At 44.3% G+C, this 24,861-nt stretch carries 19 protein-coding genes; 10 read left to right on the plus strand and 9 right to left on the minus strand.

Features of this window, described 5'->3' with window-relative positions; translation table 11 throughout:
* Positions 1–148: 148 nt before the first annotated feature.
* Both V7R35_RS05845 and V7R35_RS05850 read right to left on the minus strand, forming a co-directional pair.
* Positions 149–850, minus strand: a complete 702-nt coding sequence (locus V7R35_RS05845; protein WP_334013775.1) for a hypothetical protein — start codon at positions 848–850, stop codon at positions 149–151.
* 440 nt (positions 851–1,290) lie between these two features.
* Positions 1,291–2,208 carry a LysR family transcriptional regulator gene (locus V7R35_RS05850; protein ID WP_334013776.1) on the minus strand — a complete coding sequence of 306 codons (918 nt, stop codon included), beginning with the start codon at positions 2,206–2,208 and terminating at the stop codon, positions 1,291–1,293.
* A gap of 77 nt (positions 2,209–2,285) precedes the next feature.
* Between V7R35_RS05850 and V7R35_RS05855 the strand changes: the two genes are divergently transcribed.
* From V7R35_RS05855 to V7R35_RS05865, 3 genes are read left to right on the plus strand one after another with little or no spacing between them, the layout of a single operon-like run.
* Entirely contained in the window at positions 2,286–3,080 is a 795-nt protein-coding gene (locus V7R35_RS05855) for a CmcJ/NvfI family oxidoreductase (RefSeq protein WP_334013777.1), read from the plus strand.
* Complete coding sequence (locus V7R35_RS05860) at positions 3,073–4,410, plus strand: aldehyde dehydrogenase family protein (protein ID WP_334013778.1); 1,338 nt, start codon at positions 3,073–3,075, stop codon at positions 4,408–4,410. Before V7R35_RS05855 ends, V7R35_RS05860 begins: the two co-directional genes overlap by 8 nt.
* 10 nt (positions 4,411–4,420) lie before the next feature.
* Positions 4,421–5,194, plus strand: a complete 774-nt coding sequence (locus V7R35_RS05865) for a 2OG-Fe(II) oxygenase (RefSeq protein WP_334013779.1) — start codon at positions 4,421–4,423, stop codon at positions 5,192–5,194.
* Between the two features lie 124 nt (positions 5,195–5,318).
* Here V7R35_RS05865 and V7R35_RS05870 read toward each other — a convergent pair whose 3' ends face one another.
* From V7R35_RS05870 to V7R35_RS05890, 5 genes are all read right to left on the minus strand, one after another.
* Positions 5,319–6,461: an acyl-CoA dehydrogenase family protein gene (locus tag V7R35_RS05870; protein WP_071815872.1), complete on the minus strand. Its 1,143-nt coding sequence runs from the start codon at positions 6,459–6,461 to the stop codon at positions 5,319–5,321.
* Between the two features lie 97 nt (positions 6,462–6,558).
* Positions 6,559–7,560 (minus strand): helix-turn-helix domain-containing protein, encoded by a 1,002-nt coding sequence (locus V7R35_RS05875; protein WP_334013780.1) that lies wholly within the window; start codon positions 7,558–7,560, stop codon positions 6,559–6,561.
* 79 nt (positions 7,561–7,639) lie between these two features.
* Positions 7,640–9,283: an AMP-binding protein gene (locus V7R35_RS05880; RefSeq protein ID WP_334013781.1), complete on the minus strand. Its 1,644-nt coding sequence runs from the start codon at positions 9,281–9,283 to the stop codon at positions 7,640–7,642.
* Between the two features lie 64 nt (positions 9,284–9,347).
* The gene (locus V7R35_RS05885; protein ID WP_334013782.1) at positions 9,348–11,498 is read right to left on the minus strand and encodes a 3-hydroxyacyl-CoA dehydrogenase NAD-binding domain-containing protein; all 2,151 of its coding nucleotides are present in this window, start codon (positions 11,496–11,498) and stop codon (positions 9,348–9,350) included.
* 22 nt (positions 11,499–11,520) lie between these two features.
* On the minus strand, positions 11,521–12,729 hold the full coding sequence (locus V7R35_RS05890) for an acetyl-CoA C-acetyltransferase (RefSeq protein WP_334013783.1): 1,209 nt from the start codon (positions 12,727–12,729) through the stop codon (positions 11,521–11,523).
* A 397-nt stretch (positions 12,730–13,126) separates the two neighbouring features.
* Here V7R35_RS05890 and V7R35_RS05895 point away from each other — a divergent pair, with 397 nt between their 5' ends.
* The 7 genes from V7R35_RS05895 to V7R35_RS05925 all read left to right on the plus strand — a co-directional run bounded on the left by V7R35_RS05895 (position 13,127) and on the right by V7R35_RS05925 (position 19,785).
* The gene (locus V7R35_RS05895; RefSeq protein ID WP_334013785.1) at positions 13,127–14,218 is read left to right on the plus strand and encodes a CaiB/BaiF CoA transferase family protein; all 1,092 of its coding nucleotides are present in this window, start codon (positions 13,127–13,129) and stop codon (positions 14,216–14,218) included.
* A 17-nt stretch (positions 14,219–14,235) separates the two neighbouring features.
* The gene (locus V7R35_RS05900; RefSeq protein ID WP_334013786.1) at positions 14,236–14,667 is read left to right on the plus strand and encodes a hypothetical protein; all 432 of its coding nucleotides are present in this window, start codon (positions 14,236–14,238) and stop codon (positions 14,665–14,667) included.
* A 196-nt stretch (positions 14,668–14,863) separates the two neighbouring features.
* Positions 14,864–15,364, plus strand: a complete 501-nt coding sequence (locus V7R35_RS05905) for a (2Fe-2S)-binding protein (RefSeq protein ID WP_334013787.1) — start codon at positions 14,864–14,866, stop codon at positions 15,362–15,364.
* Complete coding sequence (locus tag V7R35_RS05910; protein ID WP_334013788.1) at positions 15,361–17,640, plus strand: xanthine dehydrogenase family protein molybdopterin-binding subunit; 2,280 nt, start codon at positions 15,361–15,363, stop codon at positions 17,638–17,640. The genes V7R35_RS05905 and V7R35_RS05910 overlap by 4 nt, the downstream gene beginning before the upstream one ends.
* A gap of 22 nt (positions 17,641–17,662) precedes the next feature.
* Entirely contained in the window at positions 17,663–18,352 is a 690-nt protein-coding gene (locus V7R35_RS05915) for a hypothetical protein (RefSeq protein WP_334013789.1), read from the plus strand.
* Between the two features lie 440 nt (positions 18,353–18,792).
* Positions 18,793–19,389 carry an NAD(P)H-dependent oxidoreductase gene (locus V7R35_RS05920; RefSeq protein WP_334013790.1) on the plus strand — a complete coding sequence of 199 codons (597 nt, stop codon included), beginning with the start codon at positions 18,793–18,795 and terminating at the stop codon, positions 19,387–19,389.
* A 33-nt stretch (positions 19,390–19,422) separates the two neighbouring features.
* Positions 19,423–19,785 carry a hypothetical protein gene (locus V7R35_RS05925; protein ID WP_334013791.1) on the plus strand — a complete coding sequence of 121 codons (363 nt, stop codon included), beginning with the start codon at positions 19,423–19,425 and terminating at the stop codon, positions 19,783–19,785.
* Positions 19,786–19,963: 178 nt separating this feature from the next.
* Here the strand turns inward: V7R35_RS05925 and pulA are convergent, their stop codons facing one another.
* Complete coding sequence (pulA, locus tag V7R35_RS05930; RefSeq protein WP_334013793.1) at positions 19,964–24,052, minus strand: pullulanase-type alpha-1,6-glucosidase; 4,089 nt, start codon at positions 24,050–24,052, stop codon at positions 19,964–19,966.
* 11 nt (positions 24,053–24,063) lie between these two features.
* Complete coding sequence (locus tag V7R35_RS05935; protein WP_334013794.1) at positions 24,064–24,699, minus strand: PEP-CTERM sorting domain-containing protein; 636 nt, start codon at positions 24,697–24,699, stop codon at positions 24,064–24,066.
* Between the last annotated feature and the right edge of the window lie 162 nt (positions 24,700–24,861).

Raw genomic sequence — 24,861 nt, forward strand, 5'->3', positions numbered from 1 at the left:
AAACTAACTTAGTATGCTGGCGTGACTATCACAATGCGACAAAGATGTGATGGAAAGTCGTTACTTAGCAGATTACCAATTCTGATAACCTGCCCTAATGCGAATTTTCCACATACAGAATAGATCAATGGATGATGATTAATTTAACCTATCGATTTTTGAGAGAGGACCGGTGTCTACGCGTTCGACGCATAACCAATAGTGTTAACGCACTAGCAAAGATGCCAACAGTACCAGGCTCAGGCACGTTAGCCTCTCTGACTAACATCGTTGAGTAATTTTCGTGTGCCAAATTTAAAAAGAAGCCTGAATAAGCTGCATCGTCCCGAAGTTTGATTTCATCCTTAAAAGTAAAGTAATAGGAAGTCTTACTCTTTGCATCACTAAGCGATACGCTAGCTAAACCGTTCTCTCCCATGAAAAAACCGATTGCGTTTGTTCTTTCTACAAAGTCTGTGCTGTTGAAAGTGTTATAACCCATAACTGAGAAAGCGTCATCCCATACGGAGTCATCACCGTCCACCGTACGGGAATTGTTATCCCACGCATAAAATTGACCGGTACCATACTTATTTAGGTCTTCGTAATCGGCTTCAACATTATCCAGGTCAGCTACATTACTCCATAGAGTAAATATTTCTTCTGTAGTGGGTAATCGCCAGCCAAAATAGTCACCCCCATCGCTTAATTGGTTAGCGACGTAATTATACGATTGCCCGTTGTTGATGCCGAAATCCATCCATGCTAATCCGGTACTCGTATCGACAAAGCTATCCTGCGTGAATGATTGGCTGTCAATAATTGCCGAGTTTGCAGACAAATTGACAAGCACACTGAACAGTCCGAACATTTTTATTATGTGTTTCATTATCATTTCCATCCTATTTATTACACAGCAACTTAAAAAGAGAGGCTGCTAACTGATTTTTGAAGAATGATAATTGGATACAGGGTCAAGAGTTGACCCTATGTGAATATTAATTACTGTAGCGGCATCATAAGGTTGGTCACCTAATTAGAGCTAGTACGATTGCAGCGTATTAATTTAGGGCGGGCTGGCACCTTTATTTGCAAAGAATTTGCGAAGCGCACAAAAAAAACAAATAAGCTATTGATTATTAAAAGTTAAAATAAACACAAGCTTTTCAAAATCCGCTGCTAGCGATAGCGTGGCGGTTCAAGTCCGCCCACTGGTACCATCTCTTCCTCAAGAAGCAGATACTGAAGCCGACGAATGTCGGTTTTTTTATGCCTTAAATTCAGCAATCCGCTCTCGCCCTATTTTCCATGTTACGAGCACTTAGAACGGCCCTTAATAGATTTCACCAGCAGCTCTTTAATCCATAAGGTTAGAGGGTCATTTGATAATCGGTGGTGCCATGTGCTGATAACATCAAATCCTGGCGGCTTTTCATTTAACTCGATAACGCGTAACTTTCTGTTAGGTATAAGCGCACTTGGTACGAAACCACACAAGTCGGTGCTGTGTATTGTTTCAATAGCTGCGGAGAAAGTAGGAAAAGACATAAAAACTTCTCTAGGATGGCCTTTCGCTTCAAACCAATGATGAATAGCCCCACTGAAATCGCCTCGAGAGGGCGAAACCACAACCTGAGGTATTTTTGATATTTGAGCCACCGTCATTTCATTTTTGGTTAGCTTACTTTGCGATGACACAACACATTTATAGCGTTCGCGATAGAGCGTTTCACTCGGGTATGTCGAAGGTGCTAACGACGGATTTGTGATAGCCAGATCTACTTCACCGTTTTTAAGGTCATTCGCCAAGCTATCCAGTTCTAACTTTTTTATCGCTATTTTTAACTTCGGCGCAAGTTGTCGAATGTCGGCAAGTATACTCGGCAGCAGCGACACTTGCTCGAAGTCAGTGCATGCCAACGTGAAAGTCGTCGATGTCGTTGAAGGTGAGAAAGTTTCCGGTGTCAAAAGCGAATCAAAAGCTTCCAGCGTAGCCGTAACTTTGGGCTGTAAAGCGACGGCGAGCGCGGTGGGCTGTACACCATTTCCACTTCGAACAAACAGCCTGTCATTAAACACATTGCGCATTCTTTTTAAATGCTCACTCACGGCCTGTTGCGAAACACCTAACTGCTCCGCCACTCTCGACAAGTTTCTCACTTTTATAAGCGCAACAAACGTGCGCAACTGCTTAATGTCTAGCTGGATTACCATTTTTTTTTGTATCACATACATTATCCACTTGATTTTATTGTAATTGATAAAGGCGTAGGATCAAATCACAAGCTAAAGAACAGGATACGATTATGTTTTCAGTAAACTACGTTTCACCCGAAGCCCCTTTGGTTTACGACCAAACGTATAAGGGCCCTGGCGCTTCAGAACTTACATCGTCAGTAGATAAACGAACTATTAGTGTTAGTGATATGCGCGCTGAAAAAAGCACGTTTGCACTGGAAAAAAATGGCTTCGAAGTTGTGTCGTTTTCACCCGACTTTGAAGCTTTTGAAGATGACGAGGCAATACAAAAGCAACTATATCCATATGTAATCGATATGTTGAAGCGCAGAATGAACAGTGATGACGTGATCATTTTTGATCATACTTATCGCTCGACAACCCGTGCTGATAAGTCTATTCACAATAGAGCCCCGGTAAGAACAGTACACAACGACTACACTGATGTATCAGCTAATCACCGCATGATGGAAGAGACTAAAGGTCAAGAGCATTTACGAAACCGCGATTATACCTTGGTGAACCTGTGGCTTCCTGTAAGAAATAAAGTGGAGTCATCTCCGCTAGCCATGGTTGATATATCTACCGTTCAGCCAACTGATTTTCAGCGACTTAAACTTATCTATCCCGATCGTATCGGTGAACTTGCTGCCATCACTTACAACCCTAATCACAAATGGTTTTATCAGTCCGAAATGACGCCGGGTGAAGGGTTATTGTTCAAAGTGTACGACTCTACATTTGAACAAGGAATGTTTGGGGTACCACACTCAGCGGTGGATGTTTTAAACGATGAAGCTAAAAAACCGCGTACAAGCCTAGAAATACGCGCAATCGTGTTTAGTGGTGAAAGCAATGAATAACATTTTAGTATCTCGAAACCCGCTTGATGAACAGGAAGTGGGAAGCGTGAAGGTCGCAAGTAATGACGATGTAGTTACTGCTGTAAATGACGCAAAACAAGCTCAAATTGCATGGGGCAAGCTAACATCAGAGCAGCGAGCACAACTAATTATTGAAGCATTCTCGGGCCTAAACCGTGTTCAAGAGCAGTTAGTAAACCTTATTTCTAAAGAAATGGGTAAAGATCATCGTCGAGCTACCTATGAGGTGATGGGGGTCATACAAAGTGCGTCTTATCTTTGCCGAGAGATCATGCAAGCTATTGCACCAGTAAAGAAGCCAAGCGGCACAAAAATCTACTACCGTCCACTGGGAGTGGTGGGCGTGATTTCGCCGTGGAACTACCCTTTGGCTATGGCAAATAATTTACTTCTACCAGCACTTGTAGCAGGAAATACCGTAGTACTGAAACCCTCAGAAATCACTCCCTTGGTTGCTGACATGTTCGTAAGAACACTCAATGAAGTTTTGCCTAATGGCGTGCTGTCAGTTATTCATGGCGACGGAGAAGTGGGCAAAGCACTTGTTGCCAGCAATATTAATATGGTCGCATTTACTGGTTCAGCGGCAGCCGGAAAACATATAATGGCGAGTTCGGCCAAACAACTTCATCGACTTGTGATGGAGCTAGGTGGCAACGATCCTATGATCGTTCTTGCAGACGCTGATATCAATAAGGCTGCTCGCTTTGCAGTGGCGAGTAGTTTCGAAAATGCTGGTCAAATGTGTACATCAACGGAGCGTATCTACGTTGATGAGCGTATTCACAACACGTTTGTAGAACGCGTGGTGGAGATTGCAAAACAATATACCGTTGGGCCGTGGGACCAACCCAGAGTAAATATTGGCCCCATCGTTAATAAAAAGCAGCACCAGCAGATAATTCATCATTTAAAAGACGCGAAAGAAAAAGGCGCGCGTTTTTTACTGGGCAGCGATGATTACCTCCCCCCTTACATTCAACCCACCGTTATCGACGGTTTAACAGATGAGATGTTGATGGCAAAAGAAGAAACGTTTGGCCCGGTCGTCGCTATTGATAGTTTTAGCAATATCGATGAAGCCATCATGCGTGCGAACAACGTTCCCCTTGGTCTTGGTGCAGTCGTTTTTGGTGAAAGTAACGCTGCCTACGTAGCAGAAAATATGGAAGCTGGCATGGTGGGTATTAACGGTGGCCCAGGCGCAGGTGATGGGCCATGGGTGGGCGCGAAAGAAAGCGGCTTTGGTTACCACGGTTCACTTGAAGGGCATCGCCAGTTTACACAAGTACAAGTAATTAGTGCATGAGGAAAGTATCATGAAAGGCAACTTTTTCGTTATAGCGCGTGAACCTGGCGCACAAAACCCAGCTATTCCTACATGGGCTGCCCATACAGATAACGCCTTTGCGCTTGATAGTTCATCAGCGCAAACTCAGCAACAAACGGTTCGCCGTGAAATAAGTGAAGTGCCTGGCGCCTACCAACTTCTGAATGTTTTTAGTGAACAAGAGTGTAGAAAACTACTGAAAACGTCGGAAGAGCTTGGCTACTTAAAAGATGCGGCAGTGTCACTACCCCGTGAAATTCGGCATAACGACAATGTAACTATCGTTGTAGATGATGTTACGGAGCGTCTGATATGGCAACGCATTGAGGCACTAACTCAGCAAAGCCTTGCCATATTTGACGGTAAGAAACCGCTGGGTATCAATACTCGCTTTCGGTTCTATCGATACCAGGAAGGTGATTATTTTAAATATCATATTGATGGTGACTGGCCGGGCTCCAAAGTTGAAGGAGACACGTTAATTCAAAACGCCTATTCGGACAGATATAGCAAAATGACGTTTCTAATTTTGCTTAACGACAATTTCGAAGGGGGAGAAACACAGTTTTTGGTGAATGCAGACCACCCGGGAAAACCAGCAAGACGAGGTGACAGACAAGCACAAGTTAATGTGCGAACGCCTGCAGGCGGTGTGCTCTTATTTCCACATGGACATCACTCATTGCACTGTTTACACAGTTCAACACCAATAACGAAGGGCGTAAAGTATATTATTCGCACCGATATGCTGTTTGAAATCTAATGGTAAATAAAGGGTATACAAATAGTGTATTTGGGCAACTTGAAGAGAAACAGCGAGCAGCAACCAGTCCCTGAACGCTGTTTCCGTCAAGCCAACAGTATAGGCTAATCAGCGTATTAGGTAGCTATTTTAGCAGCTGCCTAGCAACGATAAGTTTCATAATTTCACTTGTACCGCCATAAATTCGCATAACGCGCGCGTCTGCGTATGCCCTTGCGACGGGGTACTCCAGCATGTAACCGTATCCACCGTAGAGTTGTAGACACTTATCAACCACTTTTCCGAGTAGTTCAGTCACCAATAATTTAGCTTTTGATGCAAGTTCTGTAGTGAGGTCTTTCGTCAAATGTAATTCAATACAGCGGTCTGTAAAAGCGCGGGCCGCATCAATTTCAGTGTCTAAATCTGCTAAAACGAACTGAGTGTTTTGGAATGCCCCTATATTTTGGCCAAACGCTTTTCGCTCTTTAACATACTCAACGGTTTGCGCTAAAACAGATTCACACATTGCCATACAATGCACAGCGATTGTTAAGCGCTCCTGTGGTAACTCTGCCATTAATTGCGCGAAGCCACTTCCCTCGGGGCCGAGCAAATTAGACTGAGGCACTCTCACATCATTGAAAAATAATTCCGAAGTATCCTGAGACTTCATGCCAATTTTCGCTAAATTTGAACCTCGCTCAAAGCCAGGTGTATTCGCTTCAACGAGTATTAAACTTAAACCTTTTGCGCCAGCTGTTGGGTCGGTTACTGCGACAACAATAACTAAGTCAGCTAATTGTCCATTCGTAATAAACGTTTTACTTCCGTTGATAATGAAATCATCACCCTCTTTTTTTGCTGTAGTTTTGATTCCTTGCAAATCAGACCCTGTTCCTGGTTCTGTCATGGCGATAGCCGTCACTATTTCGCCAGAAACACACGCGGGAAGGTATTTTTGTTTTTGCTCTTCAGTGCCTAATCTCGATAGATAAGGAACAACAATGTCAGAGTGTAATGGGAAACCTATTCCATTTAGTCCAAGTCTGCCGATTTCTTCTGTAAGGATAACGTTGTATAGAAAGTCTAGACCCAGCCCGCCATACTCCTCTGAAACGAGCGGTGCTAAGTAGCCCTGCTCGCCCGCCGCTTTCCAAATTGATTTATCAACCTGCCCAATCTTTTCCCATTTTTCGTAATGTGGAACGGCTTCAGTTTGTAAGAATTTTCGAAAACTATCACGCAGCATCTCGTGCTCAGAACTAAATAAGGTTCTCGGTAACATGGTCCTACTCCAACGTTCAATGTAAGTTTCACAACATGTTAACAACCTAATTAGTGCTTACCGATGACCGAAAGCGCCAGAGAATAGACCAAAACGATCATTGACGTTCGCGCCATTCCCCAGGGGTGAGGCCAGTCCATTTCTTAAATGCGCGTATAAAGGCACTGGGTTCTGAAAAACCGACCAGATAGGCAATATTTTTAATGGAGGTGTCTTTTTGCGTAAGGTGGTAGGTTGCAATATCTTTCCTAACGCTTTCTTTTAATGCCGCAAAACTTGTATTTTCTTGGGCAAGATAGCGACGAACAGTCTGCGGGCTTTTATTCAGATCATCAGCCACCTTTTTGAGTGGTAAATTCTCTAAATTGTCGCACTCTCTCAACATGCGTTTAATTTGCGCCGTAATGCTGGCGTCAGACATGCGATTAATGAGTAAGTTGGAAAGGGAATGTATAAACTGAGTAACACTTTCTTCTTTTTGGGTAACAGGTAATTCTAGGTCGCTTCGATAAATACTTAATTCCGTCTGCGGCCTTTCGTAGTAGTGACGACAGGGAAAAGCAGAGTCTAAATCGTGTGAGTAAGTCGACTTTTTACCACTGAAATTCAGGCGATTAAGCGATATTCGATGATTTGTTACCCAAGACGACCATCTAAATACAAACAACATAAGCGTTATATAAACCAGCATGTCTGCATCCGACTCTTCTCGCTTTATGTTAATAGCAATATTCGCTTCTTCACCGCTCTCAACCAGTTTTATATCTAAATCATCATGCAACAGCATTAAATATTTAAATAGTCTGAAATACGCATCTCGCAGTGTTTTACCTCGTAAGGCATATAGCACACCTATCTTCACGCCACCTAGTTTTGTGGGGCGCTCAAAAAAGCCTATGGTTTCATCGTTGAGTTTGATTGCCGCAAGTCGAACCAGTTTTCCCAACTTTTCTGACGGCAACCTAAAACTTGCTTCTTCAAAATCTTCCGCGTCATAACCCAACTCGGTAAATAACGCTTTAATCGAGAGCCCATGTTTTTCATAGCCGGCAAACAGGTGTTGTAAGGCTGCTTTTTGTAACGATTGCTTTTTCTTCATTGGCTTAAAGTTAGAACACTCTCATACATTGATCCCATCAATACCGTATCGAATACATGTAATACAAGGGGTCTCGATATTAAACAAAGACAACCTCTTCCTTGTTTTCACAACATTTTAGGGCATCTGGCTTGAAGCAGCTTTCAATGGTTTTTCGATGGTATTTCAAGGTCGGGGTTAACATTCCGTTATCAATTGTCCACGCAGCCCGAGTAATTAAAATATGCGAAATGCGCTCGTAAGGGGCAAGTGTGGTGTTTATTTTCGACAAATACTGCTTCAGCTTATCGCGCAACTCACTGTTTGTTAATAAACAAGCAGATTCAGAGCGTGTCGCTAACAAAATTGGTTGATTAAGCCCTTGCCCAACAACGATAAATTGCTCTATCTCCGGTACACCGCTAAAGCATTTTTCTAACGGCACCGGATGGATAAATTTTCCTTTGGCTGTTTTGAATTCATCTCCTTTGCGCCCGGTTACCACTAGGTTGCCACTCTCGTCATAAGTGCCACAATCTCCCGTGTGAAACCATCCATCTTTAAGCACGCTCAACGTTTTTTCTTCGGCTCTGTAATAGCCAAACATCATGCCCTCAGATCGCATCAGTATTTCGTTTTCATCGGAAAGCTTTACCTCTACAACATCACCAAGGGGCTTTCCTACTGTTCCCGACGCAGGTATATCCTCAAAGCATCCTGTTCCTGTCGCAAAAGTCTCGGTCATTCCGTAAACTTCTCTTACTTTAATTCCCATATGTAAGTACCACTGGTGGACTTTTGGCTGCAGCGGCGCTGAACTGCTCAGGATCATATCAGCTCTAGAGAGGCCCAACATATATCGTATTTTATGCTTATCCTCTTCACTCATTGCAGCCTGTGCCTCAGGGGGAATTTTGCTATCTACCGACAATTTAAACTTGTCCCACAGCCTTGGAACCGCAAAGAAAAATGTAGGCTGCACGCTAACGATTTCGTCACTAAAATCGTCGAGACCTGCAGAAAATGAAATACAAGCATTACTATAAAGGCCCGTAAATTCGACAAGGGCACGCTCTGCCATATGAGCCAGTGGCAAAAAAGAGAAAAGTGAGGCTCTATACCCTTCTTCTCGTGAAATTTTGAACTCCTTGGCGATAGAGGGCGTTACCTTTGCCGGCGCAGAATACAAGTGTATAACGCCTTTGGGCATACTCGTTGTGCCGGATGAATACACTATCGTCATTAGACTATCGAGCTCTGCTTTTGGGTTGCTTAATACAAGACCAAACGTCTGCTGAATTTGCGCTAAATTGTGGTCTACCGCTATCGAACAGCCGTGCATGCCCACTAGGGTGACGTTTGCCGTATTCCATTCTGTAAACTTTTGCTCTTGCCCACATTCACCAACAAACATTAGCGAAACATCGCATTCTTTTAGTACATGATTAGCGGCCTTAACTGATTGATTGGGGAATAAGGGCACGCTGATGTGCCCACTTAGCATGATAGCCAAATCTACCATGATCCAATCAGCTGAATTTGCTGACCAAAGCGCTATTTTGCTTTGAGGAGGAAGGTTACGAGAATGGATAAAGCTAGCTATTTTTCTAACTCTCTCTCCGACTTCTGACCATGAGTACTCCCTCCACTGCCCATTGCCAAAGGACTGCCTCAGAAATATGTCGGTAGGTGTTTTTTCTTCCCAATAATAGAAATAGTCTAACGGTGTTTTTAACTGGCTCATGCTACACGCCCCTTCAGTCTAAAAATGTAAAGCGATATTGTCCGAAGAAATAGGTGAAGTATTTCTAAAGAAATAATTCACCTGCTGCTATTTTCTTTCCTACAATGGCAGGGGCTTTAAATCGCTCACCATATTTTTCAGCAAGCTCTTCACACCTGGCTTGGAAGCGCTCAAGCCCATAGCTATTAACAAATTGAATGTATCCGCCTGTCCAAATGGGTGCACCTATCCCAAAGATACTGCCAATATTGGCATCGGCCACTGATTTCAACACACCCTGCTCCAAACACAGCAAGCTTTCTATTACGTTTATAAACAACAGCCTGTCTTTGATGTCACTATCGGAAATTTCGACGGTTGGGTCGTAATACATATCAAGTAATTGAGGCCAAATTGCCTTGTCACCATCAACATAATTGAAATACCCGCCTTCACCGTGATAGCGACCACCGCGTTTGTGTTCCTTCACAAGTTTTTCGATGAGTTTGTTCCCTTTAGGCCAGCGATCATCCTCAGCCTTTATCAAGCCGGCAGCTACTTGCGTTTCTCGTACTTTAATACCAATCGTTAAGCTTACTTCGTCATTTACCGTTAGCGGGCCTACTGGCATCCCAATAGCTTTACCTAAGTTATCAACTCTGACTGGATGAATACCCTCACTGACCATAGTTGCCGCCTCTTGTAATTGCGAAGCAAAGGTTCTGGAAGTAAAAAAGCCAACACTGTCATTAACGACGATGGGGGTTTTCTTTATCTGCTGGACGAAATCGAATGCTTTTGCGAGGGTAGCGTCACTCGTTTTTTTGCCACAAATTATTTCTACCAGCGGCATTTTGTCGACGGGAGAGAAGAAATGCAGCCCAATGAAATTTTCAGGCTTGTGACTAGGTTCAGCCAGATGAGTGATAGGAAGTGTTGAGGTATTAGAGGCCCAAATTCCATCTTCGGTTAGAAATTGCTCTGAGCCTTTAAGCACCTTGTGCTTCAGCGACATATCTTCGAAAACAGCCTCTACAACAAGTTCACAGCCTTTCAAGTCTTCATCATTATCAGTAGCAATAATAAGTGAGAGAGCTTGCTCTTTATCTTGCTCAGTTGCTCGCCCTCTTGCTATTTTCTTGTCGTAAACTTTGGCTGTATAAGCTTTACCTTTCTCAGCTGCGTCAATAGACACGTCCTTTAATACAACCTGAATACCTAAACCTGCCGCCACCGCAGCAATGCCTTGCCCCATCATGCCAGCACCAATCACCCCAACTTTATTGAATGTGAACTTTGTTTTCACGTCAGGGCGGCTTCCACCACCATTAATCTGATTCAATTGAAAGAAAAAAGCTGACATCATATTCTTTGCTTCAGGCGTAACTGGCAAAGAGGCAAATTTTCTGGACTCTATTTTAAGTGCCGTATCAAAATTAACAGTAACCGCTTGTACTGCTGTTTCTAAAATCGCTTCTGGCGCGGGTAACAAGCCCCTGGTTTTCTTAAGAAGCATATGCGGCGCCATTGCCACAATTTGCGTTATAGAAGGCCTGTTAATATCTCCACCGGGTATTTTGAAACCTTTTTGATCCCAAGGCTGAATAGCGACCTCACCGTTATCTTTGTTGTTAACCAGCCACGCTTTGCAATGTGAAATAAGCTCATCTTTGCTCTGTACAGTGGCGTCAATTAACCCAGTTTTCAAAGCTTGCTGCGGTCTGACTTTTTTACCTTCAAGAAGCATGGGAAGCGCTGCCTCTAACCCAACTAGGTTTGTAAGCCTAACAACGCCTCCCGCTCCAGGTAACAACCCCAAAGACACCTCAGGTAATCCAATTTCAATGCGGGGGTTATCTACACAAACGCGATAATTACTCGCTAAGCACAGCTCATAGCCACCACCTAATGCTGCGCCGTTTATCGCAGCGACTACGGGAACCGGTAACTTCTCTAATCGACGGAACAACGACTTATTCGCCTCTACCGTATCAAATATTTTTCGCTCATCTCCTGGTTCCATTGCCATGAGCATATTGAGATCACCACCAGCAAAAAACGTATCTTTAGCTGAAGTGAACACGACACCTGAAAGATCTGTTTCTTTTTCCAAAGTGTCTAGTGCTTCCGACATTTCGCGATAAAACTCGTCATTAATTGCGTTTACCGGTCCATTCATGTCCATGGTAATGACTACAATGCCGTTATCGTCTTTTTGGTATTTAAAAGTATTCATGCTCTCCTCCATTATCCTTCGGTTACAGTCTTTCGATAATGGTGGAAATGCCCATGCCACCACCTACACAAAGTGAAATCATTGCGCGTTTTAACTCACGGCGTTCCAACTCATCTAACACCGTACTGACGAGCATTCCGCCAGTCGCACCTAACGGATGTCCCATGGCAATTGCACCACCGTTAACGTTGGTCACCTCCTCACTAATACCTAATTCACGCATATACCTAAGCGCCACAGAAGCAAAAGCTTCGTTAATTTCCCAGAGGTCAATATCTTCTTTGCGAAGCCCCGCAATTTTTAAGCATTTTTCGGCAGCAGGCGCGGGCCCGATTAGCATAATAGATGGTTCTGTAGAGGTAACCGCTCCGGCAACAATTCTTGCACGTGGGTATAACCCCAAATCTTTTCCTGCTTGCTCACTACCAATAAGCACGGCACTAGCACCATCTACAATCCCAGAAGAATTCCCGGGAGTATGGACATGGTTAATGCGCTCTATATGCGGATACTTCGACAATAGTGTGGCGTCCATTCCCAATTCGCCTATTTTTTTAAAGGACGGTTTTAAACTGGCGAGTCCGTCCAACGTGGCATCGCTCCTAATGAAATCGTCTTTAGCTAATATCATTAAGCCGTTTGTATCTCGCACAGGTACTACTGAGCGGTCGAAATACCCATTATCCCGGGCATAAGCTGCGCGTTTTTGTGAAAGAAGCGCATAGTTATCTACATCATTTCGAGACCAGCCGCCCAAGGTTGCAATTAAGTCTGCGCCAATACCTTGGGGTGGTGTTTTTTGCGTCATTACAAACTCAGGGTCAAACATCATCGAAGCACCTGCGGCTCCCATAGGGACCCTAGACATAGACTCCACACCACCAGCTACGATTAATTGATTCCAACCCGACATAATGTTTTGAGCCGCGGAATTGACCGCTTCTAAGCCTGAAGCGCAAAACCTGTCCATTTGTACGCCTGCCACACTCTCGTCCCACCCAGCAAACTGCACAATTGACTTGGCAATATCGCCACCTTGCTCTTTGATGGGGCCGGTACAACCCAGCATTACATCGTCGACATAGGACGTATCTAGGTCGTAGCGTTTTTGCAATTCACGTAATAATACCGCACCCAGCTCTATAGATTTCACTTCATGAAGCGAACCATCAGACTTTCCCTTACTGCGTGGCGTTCTCACCGCATCAAAAATATAAGCTTGTGTTGCCATAACACCATTCCCCTTTGCTGTATCAGCAACGCCACAGTGCATGGTGAAACCTTTACCGTTTCACTGAGACCACGGCCTTGTTAAAAAAATGTTGCTTAAAACTATAGAGAGAATGGGCAAAAAAACGATGACTAAAGACACCATATAAATTGACTAAAAGTGACAAATAATTCGAATACATGCCTAACAAGAATGGTATTGCAGTAACTTGTTGGATTTTGTCAATCACACTGAGCTTTCTGGTCATTATCATTGTCGCGGTAAAAAAGTAGATTGTTAAAACAAAGTAAAACTCAGAAGCCAACGCCAGTGTCGCAATGCTAAATACAGTGCAGCGCTATTGGTTAGGATGCTAGCGAATAGGTGTGATTCCGAGTTTCTAAGAGGACAATGAAATATGTTAGGTGGTTTAAAAGTCATAGAAATCGAGGGTATTGGGCCAGGGCCTTTTGCTGCAATGATGCTGGCAGACCTAGGTGCCGATGTCACGGTGGTTCACCGGGAAGACGTTCCAGTGGAAGGAATGACCGATAAAAGCTTACTTGATAGAGGAAAAAAGTCTGTCCTATTGAACTTGAAGACAGATGAAGGAAAAGCGAGCGTTCGCGAGCTGATTAGAACGGCTGATATTATTATTGAAGGTATGCGCCCAGGCACGATGGAAAAGCTAGGGTTGGGCCCAGATGACCTTCATGCTGTGAACCCCGCGTTGATTTATGGCAGAGTGACTGGATGGGGCCAAAATGGGCCCCGAGCAAAAGCGGCCGGACATGATCTAAACTACATCGCATTATCTGGCGCACTTTGGTACGCCTCGCCACCTGGACAAGCGCCTTTCACACCACCAACACTATTGGGCGATATCGCAGGAGGAGCACTCTACCTTGTCGCTGGCGTGTTGTCGGCATTGTACCGTGTTGGCCGAACTGGTGAGGGAACAGTTGTTGATGCTGCTATCGTTGATGGCTCTGCACACATGATGAACTTGATCATGTACATGTCAGGCATCGGCGTGTTCAGCGAAACTCGCGGGAAAAGTATGCTAGACGGTCCTCATTGGAGCCGCTGTTATCAGTGTTCAGACGGAAATTGGATGTCTGTTCAATGTCTAGAACCTCAATTCTATAAAGCCTTTTTAATTCAATTGGGGCTAAACAGTGACCCAGACTTTCTCCAGCAAAGAAACCCCAAGCTGTGGAAAACATTGAGTGGCAGACTGGAAGAAATCTTTAGCAAACACCCACAACAATACTGGAAAACAATGTTCGAGCAGAGTGACGCATGTGTTTCACCCGTGCTCAGCCCTGAACATTCTCAACACGACGCACATATGGATGCACGAGGTGTGTGGGCTACCGCAGATGGATTTTTACAAGCCGCGCCTGCCCCGCGATTCTTAGACAATGCATATTCCTGTGCGGCCTCTAAAGCAATACCAAAACGTGGACAGCACACTGATGAAATACTAAGTGCGTTGAAAGTTGATTGAATAAGGAGGGCACACTGATGAATGAACACGGTTCCTTTACATTGCGATTTGTGAATGACGTTATTTATTTAAAAATGATTGGCCCGTGGAACGCAGAAACATTCCGCCACTACAATTCAGATCTTACAGATATGTTAGAACAATCAGGTTCTTCAAGCTTTTCGGGATATGTAGTGCTTGAGGGTGATAGCCTTATGATGCCAGAGGTATACGATAACTTCCGCATAGCAAGTGTTCAAAGGGTTGAAACTGGCTTGAAGAACGTCGCTTTTCTGATTCGAAACTCACAATGCCCATTACTAGTGCAAGAGCAAATCGCCAGTTTATATAAAGACCTGCCAATTAATTACCGATTTTTTGAATTAAAGAACAGTGCCATTACATGGCTCCAATCCCTGAATGTCGGTCTCAATAATGCACTTGTTGATTCGATTGAGGGGTACCTATGAATATTAAGACGCAGCGGCCCGCCTTAACAGCCACCGAGACAAAAAAAGATTAAATATCAAAAACTTACAGTAGTTACAAAAATGTAACCAATTGTAGTGCGGGCAGCCTTGGTTCAATATCAATCAAAAAGTTGGATGGGAAGTCTCATCTATCTTTCTCTTTTTTCCAGTTTACAAACCTTGATAGGGGAAGCGAATGGTAGCGTTCACACTTAATGGTAAGGAAGTAAGGTCCAAGTCACCTGACGATACACCGTTACTTTGGGTAATCAGAGATGAATTTGGATTTAAAGGTACAAAATTCGGCTGCGGTGTTGCCATGTGCGGAGCCTGCACTGTTCATATTGACGATAATGCTGTCCGCTCATGTTCATTCCCAGTTTCAATGGCGAAAGGCAAAAACGTAAAAACTATTGAGTCCTTAGGTGGTGAGCACCCATTACAAAAAGCATGGATTGACGTTCAGGTACCGCAGTGTGGCTACTGTCAATCTGGCCAGATTATGCAGGCCGTAACGCTTTTCGATAGAAACAAATCGCCAAGCGATACAGACATTGTCAATCACATGAGCTCAAACTATTGCCGCTGTATGGCTCATGCGAGAATCAAAAAAGCGATTAAAGTGGCAGCAGAGTATCAGAACAGTGCAGTACAGATTTTTGATCCTCTCAAATCTAATGAGGAGGAAGAATCATGAAATTGTTCAAACCCAAGAAAGATGCAATTAGTCTTTCAAGAAGGGATTTCCTTGTAGGTAGCGCGAGTAGTGGTCTGCTAATGGCGTTCGCCCCCACGTTGGTTTCAGCCAACATTTCAGCGACGGAGTCACTTTCGAGTAAACGTTTTTCTCCAACTATTTGGTTTGAGATTAACGAGCATGGATATGTGACTATTAATGTTGCTAAAGTCGAAATGGGCCAGCATATTGGGAGTGCGTTAGCGAGAATTGTTGCCGAAGAGCTCGAGTGTGATTGGAGCAAAGTATCCATTAACTACGTGAACACCGACCCAAAATGGGGGTATATGGTTACCGGAGGCTCATGGTCTGTTTTTCACTCTTTTAAACCATTGTCGCAAGCGGGTGCTGCTGGACGGATAGCAATGATTGAAGCTGGCGCAAAACTTCTTGGTGTTCCTTCTCAAAACTGTCGTGCGGAGAATGGTTTTGTCATTGCTGGAGCAAAACGAATCGATTATGGCGATATTGTTTCAAATAGCGCTCTAGACAGAACATTTACAGCTGAAGAAATTAGCAATATGCCCATCAAACCCAGTGGCAAAAGGCATTTGTTAGGCAAATCATATAAAGCACTTGATATTCCACCTAAAACTAATGGGACGGCGGTCTACGGAATTGACGTTGAAGTAGAAGGAATGGTTTACGCACGCCCCGTTTTGCCGCCAACACGCTATCACTCTAGGGTTAAGAAGGTAGATGATTCTGCATGCAAAAGCATTCCTGGCTATGCGGGATATCATGTATTGACTGACCCCAGTGGTACGTGTGAAGGTTGGATTACTGTAGTTGCAAATGACTATTACTCCGCGGTAAAAGCGGCTGACAAGCTAAAAGTCGATTACGAACCCGGCCCCTCTATTTCTGTCTCAGAACAAGACATCTTGAATGAGGGCGAACGCTTATGCCGTGATAGTAAAGAAGGCCATTTGTTTGTAGACGATGGAAACATTGACGCTGTGGCAAACGCTGCTGCACACGTGCTCGAGTCAACGTTTACAACGGCAACTGTGAACCATTTTCAACTTGAACCACTAAATGCTGTTGTTGAATTCAAAGATACAAAATGGCACGTCCATACAGGAAATCAGTGGCAATCATTAACGTTACCTATGCTCGCAAAGGCAGTAGGAGTTTCTGAAGAGAATGTAGTCATACACCACCACTACCTTGGTGGTGGTTTTGGGCGCCGTCTGTATGGTGATTGGATTGTGCCTGCCCTGCTCACGTCAAAGATTATAAACAAGCCTGTTAAGTTAATCTTTACTCGTCCCGACGATACAGCATTTGATCAAAGTCGCTCCCCCTCAACGGCTGTCCTTAAAGCGTTTTTTGATAAAAACAACCAGTTCACAGGCCTAGAGCATTCATTCTCGGCAGGGTGGCCCACTGCGGCAATGGCGCCAGGCTTTATGTCAGAAACGATAGAAGGACAAGGTAAAGTTGATATGTTCTCTGCCTCTGGCGCAGATCACTGGTACACAATGGAACATCACCGCGCAAGAGCAATTCAAAATGGTATTGCTCAGGACACTTTTACGCCTGGCTGGTTGCGTTCAGTTGGACAAGGTTGGATCGCCTGGGGTTTAGAATCATTTATTGACGAGATTGCACATCAAACAAATCAGGATCCTTTGCAATTTAGGCTCTCACTGCTTGATGGAAAAGGAAAACAAGCAGGTAAAGCACCCGAAAGCGTTGGCGGTGCCACCCGGTTACGCAATGTTCTTAGTCTGTTAGCTGAAAAAGTAAAAGACATCGAACTAGCCAATGACGAAGGGATCGGGTTTTCAGTCACTGCGGGGCAAGAGCGAACCATGCCAGCATGGATTGCGACAGCAGCGCACGTTCATGTTAATAGAAAAACAGGAAAAATAACGCTAAAGCGCCTTTATGCAACCGTTGATGGCGGGATCATCGTTCACCCTGACGGAGCACTAGCTCAGCTTGAAGGCTCGCTTTTGTGGGGTGCCAGTATTGCACTTCATGAGTCAAACAGCTACGAAAAAGGCAAGCCTAAAGCATTGAACCTCCACACTTACCATCCCCTAAGGATGAACGATTTACCAGAACTCGACATTGAGTTTGTGGATAGTGACGAGTTTCCTGTTGGCTTGGGTGAGCCAGGGGTTATTGGTGTTGCACCTGCTGTAGCAAATGCGGTCTATCATGCGGCAGGGATTAGACTACGGTCTTTACCAATGACCAGCAAAGACGTTAAAGCAGCTTTGGCTTAATGAAATTTTGGAGGAGGTAAATATGAAGTTTCCTTTTTTGCACATACTTACTTTGGTGCTAGTCATGTGTTCTTCATTATCAGCGCATGCTGCAGAAGCCAAGACCGCTTACAAAGCGTTCACGGCCAATCCCGATGGACGCACAGCGTTTGCTTATTTACACGAAGTCGCAGTGCACCCTCGATGTGCAAATTGCCATGGGGTTGTTGAAGAAGGTATTCATCGTCCTACTGTTGGTGACGAAAGATCGCTACACCCAATGAATATATCGATGTTGAATAACATTAGGTTATCTGTGGAAAATAGTGAATTTGTGCAAACGGGCAATCCACATCCTGTTAACTGTCGAAGCTGTCATCAAAATGCGAATAGCGATGAGCCAGGTATGCCTCCAGGCGCATCAAACAACTTGATGCCGGGATTTATCTGGCACATGCCGCCACCTACTATGGCTATACCGAGAGACTTGAGCGCACAAACATTATGCCAAACATGGTTAGATCCAGCGAAGAACTCTTTCTTAGCTTTCAGAGGGGGGCTTGAGCAAATGGATGTGTTTAAGAAAGAGTTTATACATCACGTAAAAGATGACCCTCTAGTAAGGTGGGCTTGGGCGCCTGGCCCCGGAAGAACGCCTGCACCTGGAACACATTCAGATTTTGTTAAGGCAATGAAGCTGTGGATTCAGGAAGGAGTACCCTGCCCACAATAACCTGCACTAGCTATATGGGTAAATAAACAGGCTTAAGCTAACAACTACCCCATCCTAGCTTAATAAATGATTATCCGCTAATTGGAGCGCCTCTCAATAAGGGAGGCGCCAAACGATTCTTTGCATTTCTATCTTTTGGATGTCGTGCCACACCCCGCATCTACTTTTTAACCAGCAAATAACGTTTAGTCTTGCATTTTTGTTATTGTATTTCCTTATCAAAAGCAGAAGTTTCAATACAAGCATTGTAAATTTTTTTGTTTCTTTACCGCCTGTTTTAATAGGACTTTTTTCTAAAAAAACTTCCTTTGAAATGCAGTAACTAAAATTACACTAGTTGAAAAAAGTATTAAGGTTACTAATATATACCACATGACATTTAGTGAGCAAATACACTTACTTTCGCTAGCCCATAGACAAGTAATTTTAGGAGTTTTTCAATGAGTATCAACGAATCAGGTAATGTACTAATTATTAATGCACATCAGTATTACCCATTCTCTGAAGGAAAGCTGAATGCTGCTTTAGTTGATAAAGCGGTATCCCTACTAGAGGAAAAGGGCTACAACACCCGAGTGATAACCATGGTGGAAGAATACGAAGTTGATGAGCAATTAGCGCATCACCAATGGGCAGACTATGTCATTCTTCAAACGCCTATCAACTGGATGGGTGTGCCTTGGTCATTTAAAAAGTATATGGACGAAGTCTATACCGCAGGTATGGGGGGCGCAATGTGTGCAGGCGATGGACGTGTAGCAGAAGAGCCTAAGAAAAACTACGGTACTGGCGGAACGCTATCTGATGTGAAATACATGATGTCGTTGACCTTCAATGCCCCAGAAGAATCGTTCAACGATAGTGAAGAGTTCTTCGACGGTAAGTCTGTTGATGATTTACTGTTTCCAATGCACATGAACTTTAAGTTTTTCGGCATGCAGCCAATGGCAACCTTTGCGAGTTTTGATGTTATGAAAAACGCAGACGTTGAAAACGACTTTAAACGTTTTGAAGCCCACATTAACAAGCACTTTTAATTGGCGTTGGTGACAAACGCCCTAGGAGTTTTTATGCCTATTTTACGAGTAGGACTGTTTTTATTAGTGGCAGCAGCCGTCAACGCTTATGCTGAAGATCATCATGAGTCTGGACATGTAGCTTCGCCACAGCAGTACGACCTGCTTCTGGATAATGAACGAGCCTTAGTTTTGAAAATGGTATTAAAGCCAGGCGAAAGCGACTCGTTTCATCGTCACAATAACGAAACCGTTTATTTTGAAAAAGGTAGCAAGTTAAGAATTGAAACGCTTGGCGGCGAGACAATAATTGCTGATATTCCTGACGGGCATGTTATGTGGCATCAGGCGTGGACTCACAGAGTCACTAACCTTGGAGAGAAGACAGCCATTGCAATAATTGTTGAAGAAAAATAGTCACACTCTTTATAACGATACGGCTAACAAAACTGGGCAATAAGCCTTGTTCGTAAACGTTAAAAAGCTGATTAAACCAGCCTTGAACGCATACTAAATAAAAAGCCAGACCGTGAACAGTATACAGTCTGGCTTTTTGGTTACTGCTGCAGTAAACAGTACAGCAAAGCTTTTTATTTTACTCCAAAGCAGCCTCAACACTTACAACAGGTGCACCTGTATCTGAAGCGTCTACTTCAAAACGAAGTGTTTGCGACTGACTTACCGATAGCAGAATATTCCCTGCGCCTTGTTGTAGTGTTAGCGATTCGCCAACATTTATTGAACCACCATTACTGCCCAAGTTAGGTGAAGACCAATTTGCCTCTGCTACTTTAAACTCGTGGGTTCCTGCTGGTACTTCAAAGCTAATAGAGTAAATACCCGCGCCTTCGTACACCATTGGGTGAGTTGTACCCCATTCAGTCATTGTGCCGCGTACATAAATGGTGGTATCACCATACGGTGCAGGTACTGCATTAGGGTCTTGCGTGGTAATAGAAAGCGTTGGATTTGCATCGTTCTCGGCATCTAGCTCAAAGGTGTACTCACCGTCGCTTATAATATTAAGCGTTAAGTTGTTACCGCCATTGGTTAGGGTAGCCGACTGACCTGCGCCAACCGATATACCACCGCCAACATTTGCCACACTAAAGTTTTCATCAGCAAATTTGAAGTCATAGGTACCTTCAAGCAAATTAACAGTAATACGATAGGTATCGTTACCTACATATTCTAACGGCAGCGACGTATCCCAGTTGTTCATTGCACCACGTAAATAAACTGTTCTGTCTCCGTAAGGTGGCAATGCAGACAATCCATAGCCCTGTTCACCATTTTGCGGCTTCACAAATACAGCAGTAGTTAGCGCCGGCACGCTAAAGGTTCCGTTGTTAAACCATGCGCGTTTAACGCGCTCGTCTGCAGACCCTTGCTGGTTAGCGTGTAATACAAAATTCGTTGCATCACCAATGGTAAAGTTCTGCGTACTTTGCGTACCGTTAAACAGTACTACAATGGCATCGTTGTTTTCATCAAGGTCAGTAAGGCCAATTCCATCGTCAAGACTCATTACAATAAGCCCTTGAACCTGCCCTGCTCCGGTATTGTGAAAACGAATTCGCTGCGAGATATCTTCGGCACTGTTCAACCTAAACAACTTACTGGTTGAACGAACATTTAAGAACTCATTAAACAATGAAGACGTAAGTTGAATATCTTGCGAACCAAACTGCGAATTAGGGTTTGCAGAAACAGAGCTGATCTCATCCCATCTTGCCTGGTTATCCTGCGCTAACGGTATGCCAATATTCCAATTGCTTTGTGCTTTCGTAAAGTCGACACGGTTAAACCAGTCGCCAGCATCATACGTGTTGCGGTCCATAGATTTCGAGCGAATAAGCTCTGAACCCATGTGCATAAACGGTATACCTTGGCTTAATAGCGGAATAGACAGCGCCACGTTTTGTACACGAACGCGATCTTGTACCGACATATCAGTAGGTAAACCGTATTGAAGCTGATCCCACAAGGCTTCGTTGTCGTGTTTAGAAATGTAGTTAACGGTATCTGCTGGGTCTTCACTGTATCCGGCAGGTTGGCCATTCCAGTTGTAATCATAAGCTGAAAGATATGTTCCATCGGCGGCAACAAACTGATAGCTTCCAACGTTGCCTACAAGCCCTATTCTAATAGTGTCTTGGTCGTGCAAGCTACCACCCGCGTTGAACAAGGCGGCACTGCGAACAGCTTCGCGTTGTCTATCAGAAAATGTACCAATTTCAGAGCCCGCCATATTGAGCTGTGCAGCCTGTTCGAACCTGCGGTTATTCACAACTTCACCAAAGTTCCAGCCTTCGCCGTAGAAATAGGTGTCTGGGTCAACGGCACGAACAGCTTCACGGGCATCTAAAATTGCTTGCTTTGGAATGTGCCCCATTAAGTCGAAACGGAACGAATCGAACCCAAAGTGCTCAGCAAAACTTACCAATGAATCGTTCATTAGCTTTGCCATCATCACATGTTCGGTTGCCGTATTTTCACAGCACGTTGAGTTTTCGATGCGGCCTGTTGTTTCGTTCAAACGCTGATAATAGCCGGGCACGACTTTATCGAGTACCGAGTTATCGAAAAGCCCAGAAGATGCGGTGTGGTTGTAAACTACATCCAGCACAACGCGAAGACCCATTTCATGTAATGCTTGGTTCATAGCACGCATTTCTACAATACGGGCTTCGCCGTCTGGATCGGTAGCATAGCTTCCTTCCGGTGCAGCAAAATGATGCGGATCGTACCCCCAGTTAAATCCATCTAACCCGCGCATACTTTCCACCAGCGCTTGCGCTTGCGTAGTATCTGGAGAATAACTTTTAAGTACCTCTAGTAACGTTGCACTATCGCTCTCCACACCACACACAGGCGCTTCGCTGTTTAAGCTGCACAGCTTTGCTACTGTATCGGTAATATCTACGCGGCTTTCTGCGTCTTCGCGAATAGTGGCAATGTCGTTAGCAGGTAGCATATGGAAGTGTGTTAAACCAGCGTTCTGTAGCCCTTGAAGGTGTTGCACAGGCACAGAATTAGACTCGGTAAACGCCATGTACTTACCGCGATTTTCAGGGCTTGTACTCTCATCAAGAATACTGAAGTCGCGAATATGGCTTTCGTAAATAATAATATCTTCAGGGTCGCCTGACGCAGGCACAACGTGATTATCCCAACCTGCAGGCTTCAAATCAGCGTCACCCAAGTTTACAAACTGAGTAAAGCGACCGTTGGTAGACAGCGACACCGAATATGGGTCGGTAGTTTCCAGCACTTCAATGTTTTGTGTTAATGGATGGAAAACTGTTAATTCATACCGGTAGAACTGTCTGTCTAAATCGGCTTTTTTGCCGGTGTACTGCCAAATACCAGTTTGCGCATCAAGCACCATTGCATGTGTGTCTTGCAGTTCTTTTGCTTTGTTGTAAACCTTAAGGCTTACCGACTGTGCCGTTGGCGCCCATACCGATGCGATAACACTATCACCGCTGTAGCTCACGCCCATGCTTGCTTCATCAGCATCATTGGTACCGCGCGTGTATAGGTAATCTAGTACTCTTGCTGTTTGTACTCGCGTTGAGTCTAAAACATTACCCTCGGCATCACGTGCCACAGCAACAAGCTGCCCGGTAAGCATTTGCTTAGCCTGCGACTCACTTACATCAATAGCAAAGCCCGTAAACCCATTTAAATGCGGGTTTTCACTGTAGTGACTTTGCTCAGGGATATCACGGGTCATAGCAACGCCCGTTGCCGCACTTAACGCGCCTACATCTAGAAGCGACACACCCGCGCTTTCAGCATCTAAACTTGCATCATTTGAGTAGTAAAGTGCAATGTCTGCTGCATCACTGTGGTCGGTAAGCCATAACAGCGTATTGTCATCCATCCAGTGCGCTCGCGCCCCGTCTAGAAACTGAGGGCGGCTTGAAATAGGCGTATACCAAAGCTCTGGAAAACCATGGAAAGTAAACGCCTGATTGCCGAATTCTGACTCGAAGCGGCTATCGGCATCACCAAGCGCTTTGTCGTTGCCTTTGTGAACGATAAAGTTATAACAATCTGCACCTGGCTCTACCGTAAGCACATAATATGCACCATATTCAGGATGTACGCCGTCTGCTGGGTAAGGGTCGGGCCAATTGCTAAAGTGCGAGCTTTGCGTTGTAGGCTCTGCGTAGTTTCCGCAGGCTTGACCGTTCCATAAATGCAGGCCCCAACCATCGTATTCACCGTCTTCTCGGTTATAAAAAACAGCTATTTGGTTTTCTTCTAACGTAAGTCCGCTTCCATCTTCATCTTCGACAAAAGTTTGTACGCTAAGATCTAGCGAAAAGCGCGCTCGCTTAAGCGCAAATCGGCCTGTAACAGAGGCGCTGTCACCTGGTTCTAGCGTTTCTACATCAACGGTTAAGTAAGGAATTCCATCTATTTCACCGTTTGCGTTAACCAAGGTATGGCTGCTGGCATTAAGCAAAATACGAATAGGTCCTGTAAGCGCTTCTTCACTGGGGTTCTGAACAGTAATGTTACTGACATATTGACGGTTTACACGGTCGTATGCAGGGCGGCTTCGGTAACTTGTGTCTGCAGTCTGATTAACCTGCCAATCCGCAATCGCTGGCATGCTGACTAGCGCCAACAAGGGCAAAGCGGGTAAACAAATAAACGCGTTCTTTTTCACTGTAGTGCCCCTTATTTATTGTGCTTTGCACGGCGAAGTGCAACAAAGCCCAATCCGAGTGCAAGCAGAACAGAAGTTTGCGGCGCAGGCACTGCTGTGCTCTGAGTTAAAGAAACGTTGTCGATGGTGAGGAATGAGGTATACGGATTACCCTCGGGTACGCCTGCCCACATTGCAAAATCTAGAGTAAAAATATCGAGGGTTTTGTTGAATAATGTAGTAAACGTGCCACTGCCATCTTCAAAATTAATAAAATATTCATCTGGTGTGCCAAATTCATCAACAATGGAAAAAACAAAAAGATCAGAAAATTCATCCTCTTGAAGATCACTTCCGCTAAATACCCAATCGAAACTGAGTGTTAACTCTGTGTCATTGGCAACAGATGACAAATTAACCTGATTGAACAGCGTATTTATAAAACCACCAAAAGCGCCAAGCTCAGTCATACCTATCTGCGCAGCACAATCACCATTGTTATTCACAATTGTAAAGTCGCCTGCGTCCGCTGGTGCTATAGGTCCATCCGCATCTAAAAGCCACCCATCAAAATTGCAGGTTTGAAAATCGCCGTTGGTAATAAAGTTCGCGCTGGCCTGTGCACTTATAAAAAGTGAGCATGCTGCCAATAAAATACTGAGTTTCATGGTTTCGCCCTTTTGTTAAATGTTGTATCCATCTTGTAAAAATCATGTTTATTTTTGCTGCATACTATTTAATCGACATCACGCTTACTAGAGCAAAACAGACCAATGGGCATTGAATACGTATGCAAGAAAACTGAGCAGAAACTTGTAGTTATAGGAGAA

Origin of the sequence: Alteromonas sp. S167, assembly GCF_036864375.1 — a bacterium.
Lineage (GTDB): Bacteria > Pseudomonadota > Gammaproteobacteria > Enterobacterales > Alteromonadaceae > Alteromonas.

Bases quoted from the DNA above. Each gene is read 5' to 3' on its own strand.
- V7R35_RS05845 (WP_334013775.1), bottom strand. From the start codon at position 850: ATGTTCGGACTGTTCAGTGTGCTTGTCAATTTGTCTGCAAACTCGGCA.
- V7R35_RS05915 (WP_334013789.1), top strand. From the start codon at position 17,663: ATGAAGTTTCCTTTTTTGCACATACTTACTTTGGTGCTAGTCATGTGT.
- V7R35_RS05885 (WP_334013782.1), bottom strand. From the start codon at position 11,498: ATGAATACTTTTAAATACCAAAAAGACGATAACGGCATTGTAGTCATT.
- V7R35_RS05895 (WP_334013785.1), top strand. From the start codon at position 13,127: ATGTTAGGTGGTTTAAAAGTCATAGAAATCGAGGGTATTGGGCCAGGG.
- V7R35_RS05865 (WP_334013779.1), top strand. From the start codon at position 4,421: ATGAAAGGCAACTTTTTCGTTATAGCGCGTGAACCTGGCGCACAAAAC.
- V7R35_RS05860 (WP_334013778.1), top strand. From the start codon at position 3,073: ATGAATAACATTTTAGTATCTCGAAACCCGCTTGATGAACAGGAAGTG.
- V7R35_RS05910 (WP_334013788.1), top strand. From the start codon at position 15,361: ATGAAATTGTTCAAACCCAAGAAAGATGCAATTAGTCTTTCAAGAAGG.
- V7R35_RS05880 (WP_334013781.1), bottom strand. From the start codon at position 9,283: ATGAGCCAGTTAAAAACACCGTTAGACTATTTCTATTATTGGGAAGAA.
- V7R35_RS05920 (WP_334013790.1), top strand. From the start codon at position 18,793: ATGAGTATCAACGAATCAGGTAATGTACTAATTATTAATGCACATCAG.
- V7R35_RS05900 (WP_334013786.1), top strand. From the start codon at position 14,236: ATGAATGAACACGGTTCCTTTACATTGCGATTTGTGAATGACGTTATT.
- V7R35_RS05890 (WP_334013783.1), bottom strand. From the start codon at position 12,729: ATGGCAACACAAGCTTATATTTTTGATGCGGTGAGAACGCCACGCAGT.
- V7R35_RS05925 (WP_334013791.1), top strand. From the start codon at position 19,423: ATGCCTATTTTACGAGTAGGACTGTTTTTATTAGTGGCAGCAGCCGTC.
- V7R35_RS05870 (WP_071815872.1), bottom strand. From the start codon at position 6,461: ATGTTACCGAGAACCTTATTTAGTTCTGAGCACGAGATGCTGCGTGAT.
- V7R35_RS05905 (WP_334013787.1), top strand. From the start codon at position 14,864: ATGGTAGCGTTCACACTTAATGGTAAGGAAGTAAGGTCCAAGTCACCT.
- V7R35_RS05935 (WP_334013794.1), bottom strand. From the start codon at position 24,699: ATGAAACTCAGTATTTTATTGGCAGCATGCTCACTTTTTATAAGTGCA.
- V7R35_RS05855 (WP_334013777.1), top strand. From the start codon at position 2,286: ATGTTTTCAGTAAACTACGTTTCACCCGAAGCCCCTTTGGTTTACGAC.
- V7R35_RS05875 (WP_334013780.1), bottom strand. From the start codon at position 7,560: ATGAAGAAAAAGCAATCGTTACAAAAAGCAGCCTTACAACACCTGTTT.